The sequence below is a fragment of the Ruegeria sp. AM5 genome, from assembly GCF_056540645.1.
On the sequence record NZ_JBQFXC010000007.1, the window covers coordinates 75,152 to 89,318 of the forward strand.

Annotated in this window: 11 protein-coding genes and 1 pseudogene; 9 read left to right on the top strand and 3 right to left on the bottom strand. The window is 54.6% G+C overall.

Features of this window, described 5'->3' with window-relative positions; genetic code table 11:
• The first annotated feature begins 11 nt into the window (after positions 1-11).
• From ACR0AH_RS16115 to ACR0AH_RS16145, 7 genes are all read left to right on the top strand, one after another.
• Entirely contained in the window at positions 12-506 is a 495-nt protein-coding gene (locus ACR0AH_RS16115) for a (2Fe-2S)-binding protein (RefSeq protein ID WP_170392521.1), read from the top strand.
• Positions 503-2,932, top strand: a complete 2,430-nt coding sequence (locus tag ACR0AH_RS16120; RefSeq protein WP_480592768.1) for an aerobic carbon-monoxide dehydrogenase large subunit — start codon at positions 503-505, stop codon at positions 2,930-2,932. Before ACR0AH_RS16115 ends, ACR0AH_RS16120 begins: the two co-directional genes overlap by 4 nt.
• 46 nt (positions 2,933-2,978) lie before the next feature.
• Positions 2,979-3,854, top strand: coding sequence for an AAA family ATPase (locus ACR0AH_RS16125; RefSeq protein WP_480592770.1), 876 nt, complete (start codon positions 2,979-2,981; stop codon positions 3,852-3,854).
• Positions 3,851-5,032 (top strand): vWA domain-containing protein, encoded by a 1,182-nt coding sequence (locus ACR0AH_RS16130; protein WP_480592772.1) that lies wholly within the window; start codon positions 3,851-3,853, stop codon positions 5,030-5,032. Before ACR0AH_RS16125 ends, ACR0AH_RS16130 begins: the two co-directional genes overlap by 4 nt.
• Complete coding sequence (locus ACR0AH_RS16135; RefSeq protein ID WP_170564287.1) at positions 5,029-5,811, top strand: XdhC family protein; 783 nt, start codon at positions 5,029-5,031, stop codon at positions 5,809-5,811. The genes ACR0AH_RS16130 and ACR0AH_RS16135 overlap by 4 nt, the downstream gene beginning before the upstream one ends.
• On the top strand, positions 5,804-6,412 hold the full coding sequence (locus ACR0AH_RS16140; protein ID WP_480592774.1) for a nucleotidyltransferase family protein: 609 nt from the start codon (positions 5,804-5,806) through the stop codon (positions 6,410-6,412). The genes ACR0AH_RS16135 and ACR0AH_RS16140 overlap by 8 nt, the downstream gene beginning before the upstream one ends.
• A gap of 102 nt (positions 6,413-6,514) precedes the next feature.
• Positions 6,515-6,967: an SRPBCC family protein gene (locus ACR0AH_RS16145; RefSeq protein ID WP_170513592.1), complete on the top strand. Its 453-nt coding sequence runs from the start codon at positions 6,515-6,517 to the stop codon at positions 6,965-6,967.
• 1,112 nt (positions 6,968-8,079) lie between these two features.
• Here ACR0AH_RS16145 and ACR0AH_RS16150 read toward each other — a convergent pair.
• Positions 8,080-9,705, bottom strand: coding sequence for an FAD-binding oxidoreductase (locus ACR0AH_RS16150; RefSeq protein WP_170646647.1), 1,626 nt, complete (start codon positions 9,703-9,705; stop codon positions 8,080-8,082).
• Positions 9,706-9,978: 273 nt separating this feature from the next.
• Complete coding sequence (locus ACR0AH_RS16155) at positions 9,979-10,602, bottom strand: glutathione S-transferase (protein ID WP_170424858.1); 624 nt, start codon at positions 10,600-10,602, stop codon at positions 9,979-9,981.
• A 112-nt stretch (positions 10,603-10,714) separates the two neighbouring features.
• Between ACR0AH_RS16155 and ACR0AH_RS16160 the strand changes: the two genes are divergently transcribed.
• Together ACR0AH_RS16160 and ACR0AH_RS16165 are read left to right on the top strand one after the other, a co-directional pair.
• The gene (locus ACR0AH_RS16160) at positions 10,715-11,617 is read left to right on the top strand and encodes a LysR family transcriptional regulator (RefSeq protein ID WP_480592777.1); all 903 of its coding nucleotides are present in this window, start codon (positions 10,715-10,717) and stop codon (positions 11,615-11,617) included.
• A 271-nt stretch (positions 11,618-11,888) separates the two neighbouring features.
• A pseudogene (locus ACR0AH_RS16165) lies at positions 11,889-12,411 on the top strand (transposase family protein); the annotation flags it as partial.
• Positions 12,412-12,566: 155 nt separating this feature from the next.
• Here ACR0AH_RS16165 and ACR0AH_RS16170 read toward each other — a convergent pair.
• Positions 12,567-14,069, bottom strand: a complete 1,503-nt coding sequence (locus ACR0AH_RS16170; protein ID WP_480592779.1) for a glycosyltransferase family 4 protein — start codon at positions 14,067-14,069, stop codon at positions 12,567-12,569.
• Between the last annotated feature and the right edge of the window lie 98 nt (positions 14,070-14,167).

Sequence of the window (14,167 nt, forward strand, 5' to 3'; positions counted from 1 at the left end):
GAGATCGTCCGATGTCAAAGAAACAACACTACAAGATCACGGTGAACGGCAAGGAAGAGGAATTCCTTGCCGAGCCACGCGAACTTCTCATCTACACGCTGCGCGAGCGGCTCAACATCACCGGCCCGCATATTGGTTGCGAGACTTCCCATTGTGGCGCTTGCACCGTCACCATTGATGGTAAATCAGTCAAGTCCTGCACCATGTTCGTGGCGCAGGCCGATGGCAAGGATATCACAACCATCGAAGGCATCGGCGGGCCTGACGCGCTGCACCCGCTGCAAGAGGCGTTTAAGGAACATCATGGGCTGCAATGCGGCTACTGCACACCGGGCATGATCACACGCGCGGCAAAGTTGCTCGAAGAGAACCCGAACCCGTCCGAGGAAGAGATCCGTTTTGGCATGGCAGGTAATATCTGCCGCTGTACCGGGTATCAGAACATCGTGAAGTCCATCAAAGCCGCAGCGGCCGAGATGAATGCAGCCAAGGAGGCGGCCCAATGAATGACATGACACCAGATCGTGAGGAACGCACCGCGAACCTCAAGGGCATGGGCTGTTCGCGCAAAAGGGTCGAAGATGCCCGCTTTACTCAAGGCAAGGGCAACTACGTCGATGACGTGAAGCTTGACGGGATGCTCTTTGGAGATTTCGTCCGCTCTCCCTACGCTCACGCACGGATCACCAACATCGATACGGCGGCAGCGCTTGAAGTGCCCGGCGTTCTCGCTGTGCTGACCGCCAAGGACCTTGAACCGCTCGGCCTCCATTGGATGCCGACGCTGGCCGGCGACAAGCAGATGGTTCTGGCCGATGGCAAGGTTCTGTTTCAAGGCCAGGAAGTGGCGTTTGTGGTGGCCGAAGACCGCTATGCGGCGGCAGATGGAATCGAGGCCGTCGAGGTCGAATACGAAGAGCTTGAGGTTCTGGTCGATCCGTTCAAGGCGATGGAATCAGAGATAGTTCTGCGTGAAGACACCGTGGGCGAGGATGGCAAACCAATCGATGGAGCACATGGTCCTCGAAAGCATCACAACCACATCTTCACGTGGGAAGCGGGCGACAAGGATCCAACATTCGAGACAATCGACAATGCCGAGGTCGTTGCCGAAGAGACCATGTATTACCACCGTACGCACCCATGCCCACTGGAAACCTGCGGCTGTGTCGCCTCAATGGACAAGGTCAATGGCAAGCTGACTCTTTGGGGCACGTTCCAGGCGCCTCATGCTATCCGCACTGTGGTCAGCCTGATTTCCGGGATCGAGGAACACAATATCCGTGTGATCTCTCCCGATATTGGCGGCGGGTTTGGAAATAAAGTTGGGGCCTATCCGGGCTATGTGTGTTCGGTCGTCGCCTCCATCGTCACCGGCAAACCGGTAAAGTGGATCGAAGACCGGATGGACAATCTGATGACCACCGCCTTTGCCCGCGACTATTGGATGAAGGGCCGCATTTCTGCCACCAGGGACGGCAAGATCACCGGGTTGCATTGCCATGTGACAGCGGACCATGGTGGATTTGACGCCTGCGCCGACCCAACCAAATTCCCGGCGGGTTTCATGAATATCTGCACCGGATCTTACGACATCCCGACTGCATTCCTTGAGGTTGATGGCGTCTACACCAACAAAGCGCCGGGCGGGGTCAGCTACCGTTGTTCCTTCCGCGTGACAGAGGCGGTTTATTTCATCGAACGGATGATCGAGGTGCTGGCGATCGAGTTGAACATGGACGCGGCAGATTTGCGCCGGATCAACTTCATCAAGAAAGAGCAATTCCCCTATCAGGCTGCGCTTGGCTGGGAATATGACTCTGGCGATTATCACACTGCCTGGGACAAAGCGCTCAGCACCGTCGACTACGAGGGATTGCGCAAGGAACAGGCCGAGCGTGTAGTGGCGTTCAAACGGGGCGAAACGCGCAAGCTCATGGGAATCGGTCTAAGTTTCTTCACTGAGATCGTGGGTGCTGGCCCAGTGAAGAATTGCGATATTCTGGGTCTCGGCATGTTCGATAGCTGCGAAATTCGCATCCATCCCACGGGCTCTGCAATTGCGCGGCTTGGAACGATTTCGCAGGGGCAAGGCCACGCGACGACATTCGCACAGATACTGGCCTCCGAGATCGGATTACCTGCCGATAGCATCACCATCGAAGAGGGCGACACCGATACCGCGCCCTATGGTCTGGGCACCTACGGCTCGCGCTCGACCCCGGTTGCCGGGGCGGCTACGGCCATGGCTGGCCGCAAGATCCGCGCCAAGGCGCAAATGATCGCGGCCTATCTGTTGGAAGTGCATGACGATGACGTCGAGTTCGACGTCGACCGTTTCGTGGTCAAAGGAGCGCCCGAGCGGTTCAAGACCATGAAAGAAATCGCGTTCGCCGCCTACAATCAGGCCATTCCAGGGATTGAGCCAGGGCTTGAAGCGGTCAGCTACTATGACCCGCCAAACATGACTTATCCGTTCGGTGCCTATGTTTGCGTGATGGATATTGATGTGGATACAGGCGTGCCAGACATCCGCCGCTTCTACGCTCTGGACGATTGCGGTACCCGGATCAACCCGATGATCATCGAAGGACAGGTGCATGGCGGCCTGACCGAAGCACTCGCCGTCGCTTTGGGCCAGGAAATCGCCTATGACGATCAGGGCAACGTGAAGACGGGCACGCTGATGGATTTCTTCCTGCCGACCGCATGGGAGGTTCCGAACTACGAGACCGACTACACCGTCACGCCGTCGCCACATCATCCCATCGGTGCGAAGGGCGTGGGCGAAAGTCCGCATGTGGGCGGGGTGCCATGCTTCTCCAACGCGGTGCAGGATGCGTTCCGGGCCTTTGGTCTGCGGCATACCAACATGCCACATGATCACTGGCGGATCTGGAAGACCGCCAATGAGCTTGGCCTGCACGGCTAAAGGCGAAAGGCAGGGCGGAGACGTTCCGCTCTGCCCGGAGACACACATGACCTGGACCGATTTACAATCCGCTCTTGAAGGGCAGGGCTATGTCGCATCCGACGACCTAGCAGTTGCTCTCCATTTGGCGCTGACGTTGGAGCGGCCCCTTCTTCTGGAGGGCGCCGCAGGCGTAGGTAAGACAGAGGTTGCGCGCACCCTGAGCGATGCGCGCGACACCAAGTTGCTCCGACTGCAATGCTATGAGGGGCTTGACGCCGCTCAGGCCATCTACGAATGGAACTACCAGCGGCAATTGCTGACGATCCGCGCCGCCGCCGAAGATGGTGAGACGGGCAAAAGCGTTGAAGAGCGTATTTTTTCCCGTGATTTCCTGTTGGAACGCCCTCTATTGGCCGCCATTACCCAGGACACGCCGCCTGTTTTGTTGATTGACGAAATTGACCGCGCTGATGTGGAATTCGAAGCCTACTTGCTGGAAGTTCTGGCCGACTATCAAGTGACTGTGCCAGAACTCGGCACCATCACGGCCTCTAGTAAGCCGATCGTGATCCTGACATCAAACGGCACACGCGATCTATCCGATGCACTGCGTCGTCGCTGCCTTTACACCTATGTCGATTATCCGGACCAACAGACAGAACTTGCAATCCTCAAAGCCCGCTGCCCTGCGATTGAGGCGCGTCTTGGCGCGCAAGTCGTAGGCTTTGTACAAAAGCTTCGCGAGGAGGAACTGGAAAAGACACCCGGCATCGCTGAGATGCTCGATTTTGCTGCCGCCTTGATGGGACTTGGGATTGCGGATCTGACCAACGATCCAACCGTGTTGCACTCCACCTTAACCACGCTGCTGAAAACTCAAAGCGATCAGGCACAGATCACCGCCGAAGTCGCGGCCCGTATCGCGGGGAAGGCCGCATGAGCCGGGTTTCCAAATTTGCGGCGCGTGATCCGGGGCCAGCGGCCCGTGTCGCCGGGTTCATTGCGCATTTGCGCCAGAACGGCCTGCGCCTAGGTGTGGCAGAGGCAGAGCTTGCCTTGCTTGCCCTCGGCGAGGTCAATGCCGCTGTCCCGAATGAAAGCCGTCGCGCGTTACGGGCCATCTGCACAGGATGCAAGGATGAGGCCGAACGGTTCGACAGCCTCTTCGATAGTTTTTGGATGGATTCCGGTCGGGTGAAGCAAAGGGCCGTGCCCAAAGCGCAGTCTGCGCTCAGCGATGACGTGCATTCCTCTCGTCAAGCCAAGGGTCAGGAAATGGGCGCATCGGGAAGCGCCATCGCTCCTGATTCCGGTGACGGCGAAGCCGACAGCGATGGCACCGGTAAACTTATCGCAACTCAGCAACGCAATCTCAGCCGCCGCGATCTGCGTGATCTGGTCCGCGCGGATGATATCGCAGAGGCCGAAGCAATTGCGCGTCGCATCGGTGCCGCTTTGCGCGATCGACGTTCGCGCCGTCGGATCGCCGCCCGCAAAGGCGATCGCCTGCATTTTCGCAAGACCATTCGCCTGAGCCTTGCGACAGGAGGGGAACCTCTGCAGCTCTTGCGCAAGTCTCGCCCTGATCGCAGCCGAAAAATCGTTGCGCTTTGCGATGTATCGGGATCGATGAGCGTCTATGCGCAAGTTTTCCTTGCTTTTCTCGCTGGGCTGATGCGCGCTGACAAAGATGCCGACGCTTATCTTTTTCACACACGGTTGGTTCGCATCACTGAAGCATTGCGCGACAAAGACGCACTACGTGCAATTGGTCGGGTGTCGCTGATGGCAGATGGCTTCGGCGGTGGATCAAAGATCGGGCCATCGTTGCAACGCTTTGCCGATACCTATGCGCGGCGCTTTGTAGATGGCCGGTCTGTCGTAGTGATCCTGTCGGACGGCTATGATACCGAGCCACCCGCAATCCTGGCAGCAGCGCTTGAGAAGCTGAGAAAACGCGGCTGTAAGATCATCTGGCTCAATCCACTGAAGGGCTGGAGCGAATACGCGCCCATAGCTGGCGGAATGGCTGCGGCCTTGCCTTATCTCGACCTTTTTCAACCGGCCAACACCCTTGCCGATCTTGCCGCCCTGGAACCAAAATTGGTGACGCTATGAGTCCGGCAGAGATCCTAGACACGGACCTTGCCGATGCGGCACAAGACCTGCGTGACCGGCAAGAACCTTTCGCCTTCGCGACAATCGTGCGCACTGCGGGGGCGACGGCGGCCAAGCCGGGTGCTAAAGCGCTGCTCAGCGCGGACGGGACAATCCTGCATGGATGGCTTGGTGGCGGATGCACGCGTGGCGCGGTCAAACGCGCTGCGGTAGAGGCTTTGCGCGCCGGTCAGCCGCAACTGGTTTCTGTCGCGCCCGAGGAACTCCTGGAAGAAATGGGCGTGATAGCGGGGGATGAGATCGACGGGACGCGCTTTGCGCGCAATGGTTGCCCGTCAAAAGGCACCGTCGACATTTTTATCGAGCCCTGTTTGCCAATGCCCGAACTTGTCGTGCTTGGCGCATCCCCTGTGGCCCAAGCGCTTAGTTCCCTGGCACCGCAATTCCACTGGTCGGTTTCTGGCACCACGTCGGCTGATACGACGTGCAATCGACGACGCTTCGTTGTCATTGCGACGCAAGGCCAAGGAGATCTGGACGCGCTCAAATCCGTACTGACAGATTTGCCCGACTATGTTGCCTTCGTCGGAAGCGCTCGGAAATTCGCGACACTGGCTGAAAAACTAAAGACCGCCGGCATAACGCCCGAGGCCATCAACACCGTCCACGCCCCGGCGGGTCTGGACCTGGGGGCGGTCACGCCCGAGGAAATAGCGCTGTCGATCCTTGCGCAGTTAGTCCGTGTCAGACGGCAGACTGTGGGGCTTGCCGATGGCTGATGTTGCCGCGATCCTTCTGGCCGCCGGTCTTTCCCGTCGCATGGGGGCGCAAAACAAGCTGCTGTTTCCAATAGACGGCGTACCGATGATCCGCCGTGTAGCCATGGCTTACTTAGGCGCCATTGATACTGACCTGACGGTGGTAACAGGACATGAGGCGAGCGCCGTGCGCCGGGTATTATCAGGGCTAGCTGTTTCTTTGGTTCACAATGCAAACTTCACCAGCGGCCAGCAGAGCTCGGTTGCCACGGGATTGCATTGTGCACCTGACGCCCATCTGCTTCTGATCGGCTTGGGTGATCAGCCGCTATTGACCACTCAGGATCTGCAAGATCTGATTGCCGCTCACATTGCAGGTGATGCGACTAAAGTGACGATACCTGTCCATAACGGCGCACGAGGCAATCCAATTACTATCCCGCAGCTATTGCGCCGGCGATTGCTGGAAAACCCCGTACGCCCCGGCTGCTTGGGCTTTACGCGCGATCATCCCGAACATGTACAAGCCGCTACGCTGCCATCGCCAGGGTTCTACACCGATGTCGATACCCCGGATGACTATGCGACCCATTTGGAAACCGCGAACGAGCCGATCTCATGAGCCGACTTCTGATCTGGATGCGCGGGCGTCTTAAATCGCTCGAAATGACCACTGAACAAGCAGACAACATAAGATTTCCCTGTTGCTAAGAAGGACTAGACTATGGAACTGAAGGACGAAATCATCATCAACGCCCCGAAAGATCGCGTCTATGCGGCACTGAATGATCCCGAGGTGTTGAAACAATGCATCCCGGGTTGTGAAGAACTAATCAAGCATTCTGATACTGAACTGGAGGCCAAGGTCTTGCTCAAAGTAGGGCCCGTCAAGGCGCGGTTCGGAGGCAATGTCACCCTGGACCAGACCGGCGCCCCTGATGCATTCTCACTGTCTGGTCAGGGCAATGGTGGTACCGCTGGTCATGCAAAGGGTGGCGCAGATGTGACGCTGAGTGCAGACGGCGACAAAACGATCCTGCGCTATGAAGCCAAGGCCGAGATTGGCGGAAAACTGGCTCAGCTCGGCAGTCGTTTAATCCAGAGCACAGCCAAGAAGCTCGCAGGAAAATTCTTCAAGTCCTTCGCTGATGTAGTGAATGAAGACGCGATGATTTGATCTTAATGGGTGGAGATGAAGCAGTTCTGTAAGCTTGCTCCACCCGCTAACGATCCGAATGGAAATTTGCACCGTTCCAGCAACAACAAATGTGCCGAATATGCGAGCGGAAGCTGCAGGAGCAAGGATCAAGTATTAAGATTCTGGTAAGTCCACTCATCCATCATTAGCTACTTGGTTCTAAACGCTTGATCTGAACATTTGCCGTCGGTTGCCATAGATTCACAGTTTTTCTTTTGCGCTCATCTGCCTATTGCAACTCGGACATGAACGTCTGGTTTTCGCTCTGGTGCCCCGATCTTACCGGCGTGGCCTGTAGAAGGTTTTTCTATCTATAACCCGCGTACTGCTCATAATTCTGGAATAAGTATAGAAAAATTCTCACCACTTTTTGCCCAGGCACCTAGCGTAAGTGCGCCAGAAACTAACGATCAACGTAATATAGCTTACCTAAATGCACTCTGGTTAGTATTTCTGTCCTCGAAAAAAGCGACGCTTGGAATCTTTCTCCTTGAGGGAGAACTGGGGGGCAATTTAGACCGAGAAAGGGAATGTGATAATTCAACCAATCGATAGTGACTTAATATTCAGATATTTAAGTGAAATATGGCTGATGTGGAAGAATGCCATACTAGGTCATTGACATATTATTTATACACGTAAAGTGGAGGGGCAGGGGGCAAGTTAAAGTTCTTGCTGCCTGGTTTGTATCCGCAACAGAATAATCGCCTTGGTAACTTGACCAACGTTGTAAAAAGGGGAGTGTTTGGCGGTTTTTCTTGACTAAAAGATGGGCCGATCCCCATTTAGCTCAGGCCGACTTCTTTCCCAACACTCCGGGCGACGATCGGACTGGGTCGCCTCCGGATGCTTGGCTCATGCGCCGCAAGCGACGACTTACTTGTCGTCGCCACGGCTTAGAAACTTGGAAAAGTAACCAAGTTCTTTCCTACACGGAAGCAAACACGTGTAGCCTGAGCGGGTACTCACGCTTGGTTCGGCACGTCTCTTTCTGCGACAGTAAAGCGTTGATTTTTGAAACACGCCCTAGGGTAACATCCGGGATAATCCAAGAATGCTTCGGCCTTAGCACCGATTACCGACATTCTTAACTATGCTCCAAAAGTCTCATATTTGATCTGATCGCTCATGACGCCTGCAGCCTCCAATCCAGTTTTCAAACCGGTCATAAACTCCAGAGGGCCGCAGATCATATAGTGCGCGTCCGGCCCCGCCCTGATCGCCAACAAGTCCTTAGCAGTGATCCGGCCATGGACGTCAAACGTTTCGCCTAGAAGATCGGTCCTTTCCGGTGAACTGAAGAATATCAATCGGGTGGCATTCGGGTTTCCCGCAATCAGCTGATCAACCTCACGGCCAAACGCATGGGCGCGCCCACTTCGAGCTCCATGGACATACCACACTGGCCGATGGTTTTCTTCTGCTGAGGCTTCGTAAAGCATTGCAAGCATCGGAGTCAGGCCGACACCAGCGCTGATGAGAACTAATGGATTGTCATCTTTGGGGAGTACAAAGTTACCAGCGGGCGGCTTTGCCTCGATCACATCGCCCACGTGCACCTCGTCATGTAGGAATTGCGACCCGATACCGCCTGCCTCGCGTTTTACGCTTATCCTGTAGTTCTGAATCGCGACCGAGCCAGATAGTGTGTATGTCCGACGTACCTTCGCCCCATGACCTGGGATGTCCAAGGCAATCGGCAAATGCTGTCCTGCAAGAAAAGGTGTCACCGCCTCGCCGTTCGTGGGTGCCAGATGGAAAGAGGTGATGTGCTCGGCTTCTAAGACCTTGTCGATCACGGTCAGTTTTGTCATCGTCGCAGGGTCTGCAGACCACCTCAGAGAAAGCGCGGCTGGTCTGTCGATGACAGATTCTATCTCTACATCAATCACACGAAGGATGCTTGGATCGCGCGCTTCCTCCGGGTCCCACTCGACCGAAGCCCGACCCGTCAAATGCAAAAGCCCGCCAGTTGAGAAGTCGACAAAGAGCAACCCAACACGCGGATCTTCGAGCAGGTTCCCGATCGTGTTGAAGAAGTTATTGCCGGTATAGTCGGGGATGCGCAGGCGCTTCGGCCCAACTACCCGGACGAATCCAGGGTCACCGCCACGATGGGAAGCGTCATAGCCGTCGGAGTGCGCTTCGTTAGAGCTTTGTCGCCCCGATCCGATGAATAGAGTGTCAGCGGCGCCTATGTGTTTGATTTGTTCGGAGCTGAGTTGAGTAGACGTCGTCGCTTCAATCGTCATCGCCCTATCGGCTCGCCACCAATTCCGCTCGTTGATATACTTCGGACAATTCCCAAAGGTCTGATGGATATCGACTGCAAAGCCATCCTTGGTTGGACGCGACTTACCGCTGAAGCGGTTGCGGCGGCGCGTAGCGAGTTCGATGCCAACCACGCCGATATCGGTGCCAGCCATAATCGATTCGCTCAGCGGATCTTGTGGATCAATCCGTGTTGCAAGCGTCAGCGTCTGAGAGTCTGGTGACCCAATAAATCCTTCCTCGCCTTCGATGATCGTCGCCCACACTCGTCCCTGGTTATCGCTGGAGGCAGCAACCAGAAACGGTTGTGCTTGATAAAAAGCGCGGTGTTGATCTGGCATGTGATTTCGGATGAAGGGCGACACGCGTTTGGAAAGCCCCCTAACACCCGCGCGTTCTTGTGCAGCCAGTTCGCCCGGATGAAATGGGGTTTCTTCGTCCAACATCGTTTTGTCCTTCTTTCTCAATCTTGTCATCAAAGTCGCTGTACGCTCAGGTCCGGGTTATCGTCCGCAAGCAACCCCATGACCCAACAGTCCAAGCGACTTTCGGGGTGCTCTGCACGGTTGCGTCAGTTGCCGCCTCGCGTTTATGCGGGCGCGACCTTAGCTACGTTGCGTCCGTTCATGCCGACTTAGTCAAGGCGCGCGTTTTCAATCACGGTTTCCCGAGTCGATGATGAGACGGCGCTTCGTTCGCCTTCGCAAATGTCCATTGAACTACTCGGCAGCAAGACCAACGGCGGTGGCTGGCATCGCTTGAAAACCGGTCAGCGCTTCGAACCTTGCAATCCAGGCACGGACATTCGGGTACGGCGCGAGCGAAATATTCCCTTCTGGCGCATGGGCTGTGTAGGAATAGGCCGCAACATCAGCGATGGTCGGTTGATCGCCAACAAGCCAGTCGCGACCGTCCAGCCCAAATTCCAGTTTTTGCATTGCTTTCGCCGCGGTTGCAGCTGCAAAGTTCTCGTCCAGAGGTGCGCCAAACACCGTAATCAACCTTGCAGCACATGAGCCAAATGCAATTTCACCTGCAGCGAGTGTCAGCCATTGCTGAACGTTCGCTTCTCCTACGGCATCACTTGGTATCCAGTCGGGTGCGTATTTGCGGGCTAAGTAAACTAATATTGCGTTTGAGTCAGAAATGACGGCGTCGCCATCTTCCAGCACGGGCACCTGTCCATTCGGGTTCATGGCAAGGAAGTCAGGCGTTTTGTGCTCACCAGCGGCGAGATCTACAAAGACAGCTTCATGGGCAATCCCTGCGAGCTTAGCAAAAACCAAAGCGCGATGCGCGTGACCTGATTTGGGGAAGTGATGAATACGAACCGGGTTTGACATTTAAGGGCTCCTGCTGGGGTTGGTCATTTACCAAAACAGATACGACTTGCACAATTGCGCGATAATCGTCAATTTTTGAGAAAGTTTAGGCCCTGAGGGGGCGGAATAAGCTATGGATAAGATTGACCGCATGCGAGCCTTTGCGCTTGTCGCAAAGAACGCCTCTTTCACACTTGCCGCACAGCGTATGGGACGATCCGCGCGGCAGGTTAGCAAATACGTCGCGGATCTGGAAGAAGCGCTAGGCGTTCAGCTTCTGAACAGAACCACACGCAGTGTATCCCTGACGGATGTCGGCGCCACGTATCTGGCGATGTGTGAACCACTTCTTGACGGGTTCGACGAGTTGGAAGAAACCGTCAGGAACCAACAAACGGCTTTACGCGGTGTCATCCATATCTCGGCTCCGACGGGATTTGGATCGGTGCGGCTCGCGCCTTCTCTTGCGGTATTCGCCGCACAGCATCCGGAAGTTGAAATCGACCTTCGTCTCTCGGATCGAAGGGTGTCAATTATTGACGAAGGTCTGGATCTCGCGATCCGCATCGGACCGATGAGAGACAGTTCACTTAGAGTACGCCAGCTTGGCCCAATGCCTTTGCTAGTCTGTGCATCTCCAGACTATTTGAAGCGCACAGGTATACCGGCGCATCCACGTGCACTGGAGACGTATGAGTGCATTTTAGACGGCAACATGACGGATCCTACGATCTGGCGCTTCGATTTAGAAGGTCGGGAAATTGCGGTCCATGTTAACGGTCGGCTTCGCGCCAATTCACCGGCAGCATCAGCACGGCTGGCAGCCACGGGAATGGGGGTTGCCCGTTGTCCGGCCTACACAGTTTCAGAAGCTCTAAAGACACGAGAATTGGTCGAGCTCTTCGCCGAGAATCGCGTTACACCCTATGTGGTCGCCGCACTTTTTCCACAGAATCGCCGACTGACGACCCGCGTGCGCGCCCTTATTGATCATCTTGCAAGCGACACGTCGCTTTGCTCTGACTTAAAGGGGTGATGAAGCAAAACCGGTTAATAAAAGCCGTTACGATGTGCAGCTTCCTTTGAAGCTCCTGCTTCTCAGTATATCTTAACGAGCTCCGCCTTGACTGAGACCCGCCAATTGCAGCTTGAAGCTGCGTTCAGGATCACCGCGGAGAATGACTGCAGTGAACCCAAAACAGCCGATGCTACACTTCGATGAGAGTGAGGTTTGGGTCGTGCTCTTATCATTGAGCCTGCTTAACTGAACTGGTCCACCACTATATTTAGTGAACGGATGCCCAAGAATGGCCAATAAGCGACCAAAGCCGGAAGAGATTGTCTTGAAGCTACGACAGTTTGAGCTGCTGATGGGACAAGGGATATTCCGTCTTGATGCAATCAGACAAATCGGTGTTGTTTAACAGACCTACTGCCATTGGCGCAGGCAAGGAGCCGTTGAAGGCGCCATTGGTTCGAGCCCAACGGCGAATGCGGAATGGGTGTAGATCAATTGAAGGAACTGAAGCGGCTCCAGAAGGAGAACGAGCATCTAAGACTTGCCGTATCTGATCTGACACTGGGCAGGCTGACCCTTAAGGAGGAGGCAAAGGAAAACTACAAAACTCGCTCGTCGTCGCGCCTGCATTGAACATGTGCGTAGCGAATTCAAAGTGTCTGAGCACAGAACCTGCCGAGTACTGGGGCAACATCGTTCGACCCAAAAGGATCTCCCGATGGCGCGTGCGATGAGAACCGGTTGATTGCCATCATGATCGAACGGCCAGACAATTTGGTCGCGGCTGCTATCGTCGGATTATAGTTTTGCTCGAACCAGTCTTCCATTTGAACGCGGTCGGATTGTACCTCGCATCCAGCCTGAACCGGATCGTTGGTCAATGGGTAACGGCACCTAGCGTCATTTTCCTGGGATTGCGCCGCGAAGCACCAACCTGAGCCGAGCGTTCAGATGCGTCAACCCGCTTTTAGTTCAGGTTGCCATTTGTCCCAAAATCCCTATCGACGGAAAGTGTTTCGTACAGCTCCAACAACCGTTTCGCCTGCGCGTTCCAGCTATACTCTTTGTTAAGTATCTCGAGGGAGGTATCCGTGAGTTTATAGGCTTCGCGGTTCTCAGCAACTTTCTTTATGGCTACGGCGATAGCAAGTGGGTCGGTTTGATCCATAGCGACGCCATGACCCAATACTCTGACAAATTCCCTTTGATCAGGGCGATCTGGAACGCAAACCGGCAGCCTAGCAAATGTGGCCTCAAACAGTTTGTTCGGCATCGAGTGTAGATAACTCAACCCGATGTTTTGTGAAGCGCTCGCTGCAAGCGTAGCATCTGATACAACGTAGGGTACTGCTTCGGCAGGAACGGGCGCCAGCAAGTGAATTCGGTCAGCAACGCCCAGTTCCTCGGCGATACCCATAATCCAAGCGTCGTTGGGTTCCTTGCGTGGCCCAAGGTTTGCAATATGAAAACCAGGTAAGTGGACTAATGCTGCAGCGAGTTTGTCCACGCCACGGTTTTCTCGTTGGATCCCACCAATGTAAGCGATCAATGGAACGTCTTCTGGCAGATCTAGCAGATCACGAAGCCGGTTTCCGCCTCGGTCAGTTTCACTTCGAGCAATGTCGGGTGAGTTATAGATTAAAGTAGGCTTACTCTTTGTGAAGCGCTCAGAGTAGAGTTCAGCAATTCCCTTAGAAACTGTGATCACATGATCTGTTTGCTTCAGGCAATCGTCTTCCAGTTTCTTCGTTAGTTCCTGCACATCTGTATGGAGTCCGGCACGTTCGGCTTCATACTCATGAGCGTCATAAATAAGTTTACCATTGCCTCGCTTTGCGAGCGCGACACCTGCAGGCAAAGTTAGCAAATCGTGGGCATGAACTATGTCGAAAGTACTGTCGTCCAGCACGGGTAACAGGTTTTGCATGAATACCAGCCCCCGAATTGCGCCGAGGCTCTCCCAACTTGCGGCAAGTTCTTTTTTTTCGCGGTCAAGTTGGGCGATAAGTTCAAATTGCCTTGCAACACCGGGCGCGCCGATGCCTATTTTGTTTAAGCTTCTTATAACCTTGTGATGCAGTTTGCGCCGCATTCGAGCGGTACCACGCGCAGATTTATAATAGTATTTGTTTAACGGAGATTGTGCGCAGCAAAACTGAAGGCGTTCTAGCTGACGCTTCTTCTCAAGATAGTCGTCAAACCGTTTTGTTACTTCTGCTCCCGAGTACTCTAAAAATGGAAGTTTGTTGACAATTTCTCTGTCCAGAGTGGAGCGTTCGAAACAGCGGAAACGCTTAATCTTGATGTTCGAGATCGTTTCGTTTTTCTCTCGGTTTCCAAGCTGGTTGCAAAAGACATGAACATTATGCCCTGCATCAGCAAGAACGCGAGCTTGTTTAAAAACACGCGCATCTTGCGTTACTTCGCTGTAATTCAAGATTGCGATGCGCTTCCGATTGACAATATTCATCGCTGTTTTTGCTCGCTTTAATGTGGTGAGGTCAATTGCTGAATTTTGGATTTGTTTGTCTGATTGGCCAATCTTTTTACTGTCGTCAAACTATCTGA

Excerpts from the sequence above, each read along its gene's own strand:
- ACR0AH_RS16115 (WP_170392521.1), top strand. The coding sequence starts at position 12 with ATGTCAAAGAAACAACACTACAAGATCACGGTGAACGGCAAGGAAGAG.
- ACR0AH_RS16120 (WP_480592768.1), top strand. The coding sequence starts at position 503 with ATGAATGACATGACACCAGATCGTGAGGAACGCACCGCGAACCTCAAG.
- ACR0AH_RS16125 (WP_480592770.1), top strand. The coding sequence starts at position 2,979 with ATGACCTGGACCGATTTACAATCCGCTCTTGAAGGGCAGGGCTATGTC.
- ACR0AH_RS16130 (WP_480592772.1), top strand. The coding sequence starts at position 3,851 with ATGAGCCGGGTTTCCAAATTTGCGGCGCGTGATCCGGGGCCAGCGGCC.
- ACR0AH_RS16135 (WP_170564287.1), top strand. The coding sequence starts at position 5,029 with ATGAGTCCGGCAGAGATCCTAGACACGGACCTTGCCGATGCGGCACAA.
- ACR0AH_RS16140 (WP_480592774.1), top strand. The coding sequence starts at position 5,804 with ATGGCTGATGTTGCCGCGATCCTTCTGGCCGCCGGTCTTTCCCGTCGC.
- ACR0AH_RS16145 (WP_170513592.1), top strand. The coding sequence starts at position 6,515 with ATGGAACTGAAGGACGAAATCATCATCAACGCCCCGAAAGATCGCGTC.
- ACR0AH_RS16150 (WP_170646647.1), bottom strand. The coding sequence starts at position 9,705 with ATGTTGGACGAAGAAACCCCATTTCATCCGGGCGAACTGGCTGCACAA.
- ACR0AH_RS16155 (WP_170424858.1), bottom strand. The coding sequence starts at position 10,602 with ATGTCAAACCCGGTTCGTATTCATCACTTCCCCAAATCAGGTCACGCG.
- ACR0AH_RS16160 (WP_480592777.1), top strand. The coding sequence starts at position 10,715 with ATGGATAAGATTGACCGCATGCGAGCCTTTGCGCTTGTCGCAAAGAAC.
- ACR0AH_RS16170 (WP_480592779.1), bottom strand. The coding sequence starts at position 14,069 with ATGAATATTGTCAATCGGAAGCGCATCGCAATCTTGAATTACAGCGAA.